Origin of the sequence: Stenotrophomonas sp. ATs4 (assembly GCF_051861585.1) — a bacterium.
Taxonomy (GTDB): Bacteria; Pseudomonadota; Gammaproteobacteria; order Xanthomonadales; family Xanthomonadaceae; genus Stenotrophomonas; species Stenotrophomonas maltophilia_AS.
Genome location: NZ_JBLYPK010000022.1, coordinates 1 through 2,500, shown reverse-complemented (window position 1 = coordinate 2,500; position 2,500 = coordinate 1). Strand labels below are relative to the sequence as shown.

Sequence of the window (2,500 nt, the reverse complement as noted above, 5' to 3'; positions counted from 1 at the left end):
GACTTACTGTTCGTGGCAAGCTTAACCGTATAGGGGAGGCGAAGGGAAACCGAGTCTGATAAGGGCGCATAGTCGCGGGCAGTAGACCCGAAACCGGGTGATCTAGTCATGGCCAGGGTGAAGGTGCCGTAACAGGTACTGGAGGCCCGAACCCACGTCTGTTGCAAAAGACGGGGATGAGCTGTGATTAGGAGTGAAAAGCTAATCGAACCCGGAGATAGCTGGTTCTCCTCGAAAGCTATTTAGGTAGCGCCTCATATGTATCCTCTCGGGGGTAGAGCACTGTTATGGCTAGGGGGTCATCGCGACTTACCAAACCATTGCAAACTCCGAATACCGAGACGGACTGTATGGGAGACACACGGCGGGTGCTAACGTCCGTCGTGAAAAGGGAAACAACCCAGACCCACAGCTAAGGTCCCAAATTCACTGCTAAGTGGAAAACCATGTGGAAAGGCACAGACAGCCAGGAGGTTGGCTTAGAAGCAGCCACCCTTTAAAGAAAGCGTAATAGCTCACTGGTCGAGTCGGTCTGCGGGGAAGATTTAACGGGGCTAAGCAGTGAACCGAAGCTTGGGGTGTGCATATTTATATGTACGCGGTAGAGGAGCGTTCCGTAAGCCGTTGAAGGTGGATTGAGAAGTCTGCTGGAGGTATCGGAAGTGCGAATGCTGACATGAGTAACGATAATGCGGGTGAAAAACCCGCACGCCGAAAGCCCAAGGTTTCCTTGCGCAACGTTAATCGGCGCAGGGTGAGTCGGCCCCTAAGGCGAGGACGAAAGTCGTAGTCGATGGAAAGCAGGTTAATATTCCTGCACCTCGCGTAAGTGCGATGGAGGGACGGAGAAGGTTAGGTGTACCAGGCGTTGGTTGTCCTGGGGAAAGGCGGTAGGTTTGGATCTTTGGCAAATCCGGGATCCTTTAAGACCGAGCACCGAGACGAGCCTTTATGGCGAAGTCACTGATACCACGCTTCCAGGAAAAGCTCCTAAGCTTCAGCTTACGCAGACCGTACCGTAAACCGACACAGGTGGGTAGGATGAGAATTCTCAGGCGCTTGAGAGAACTCGGGTGAAGGAACTAGGCAACATGGCACCGTAACTTCGGGAGAAGGTGCACCCTTTTTGGTGGCTCGTGCGAGCTATAGCTGAAGAGGGTCGCAGTAACCAGGCCGCTGCGACTGTTTATCAAAAACACAGCACTCTGCAAACACGAAAGTGGACGTATAGGGTGTGACGCCTGCCCGGTGCTGGAAGGTTAATTGATGGGGTCAGCCGCAAGGCGAAGCTCTTGATCGAAGCCCCAGTAAACGGCGGCCGTAACTATAACGGTCCTAAGGTAGCGAAATTCCTTGTCGGGTAAGTTCCGACCTGCACGAATGGCGTAACGACAGCGGCGCTGTCTCCACCCGAGACTCAGTGAAATTGAAATCGCTGTGAAGATGCAGCGTTCCCGTGGCAAGACGGAAAGACCCCGTGAACCTTTACTATAGCTTTACACTGAACGTTGAGTTCGTCTGTGTAGGATAGGTGGGAGGCTATGAAACTGTGGCGCTAGCTGCAGTGGAGCCATCCTTGAAATACCACCCTGTCGTGCTTGACGTTCTAACCTGGGTCCATTATCTGGATCGGGGACCGTGTATGGTGGGTAGTTTGACTGGGGCGGTCTCCTCCTAAAGAGTAACGGAGGAGCTCGAAGGTACGCTCAGCGCGGTCGGACATCGCGCACTGTGTGCAAAGGCATAAGCGTGCTTGACTGCAAGATCGACGGATCAAGCAGGTAGGAAACTAGGACTTAGTGATCCGGTGGTTCTGTATGGAAGGGCCATCGCTCAACGGATAAAAGGTACTCCGGGGATAACAGGCTGATACCGCCCAAGAGTTCATATCGACGGCGGTGTTTGGCACCTCGATGTCGGCTCATCACATCCTGGGGCTGTAGTCGGTCCCAAGGGTATGGCTGTTCGCCATTTAAAGTGGTACGCGAGCTGGGTTCAGAACGTCGTGAGACAGTTCGGTCCCTATCTGCCATGGGCGTTGGAGATTTGAGAGGGGCTGCTCCTAGTACGAGAGGACCGGAGTGGACGAACCTCTGGTGTTCCGGTTGTCACGCCAGTGGCATTGCCGGGTAGCTATGTTCGGAAGCGATAACCGCTGAAAGCATCTAAGCGGGAAGCGCGCCTCAAGATGAGATCTCCCGGGGCACAAGCCCCCTGAAGGAACCATATAGACTATGTGGTTGATAGGTCAGGTGTGTAAGTACAGCAATGTATTGAGCTAACTGATACTAATGATCCGTGTGGCTTGACCATATAACCTCAAGTTGCCTTGGCTTTACGACAACGTCGTAAGAGCATCCAAGTGCACGCTACGTCACAAGAACTATGCGAGGCTGGCGCCTTGTCCCCCTGGGACGAGTGCGACTCTCCAAAAGCCTCCCTGGTGAAATTAGCGCTATGGAACCACCCGATCCCATCCCGAACTCGGAAGTGAAACGTA

2 rRNA genes (1 of these 2 cut by a window edge) are annotated in these 2,500 nt (G+C 53.6%); both read left to right on the top strand.

What is annotated here, in order from left to right:
* Positions 1 to 2,313 (top strand): 23S ribosomal RNA (locus ABR323_RS21745) (it extends 568 nt beyond the left edge of the window).
* Between the two features lie 126 nt (positions 2,314 to 2,439).
* Positions 2,440 to 2,500, top strand: a 5S ribosomal RNA gene (rrf, locus tag ABR323_RS21740); the annotation flags it as partial.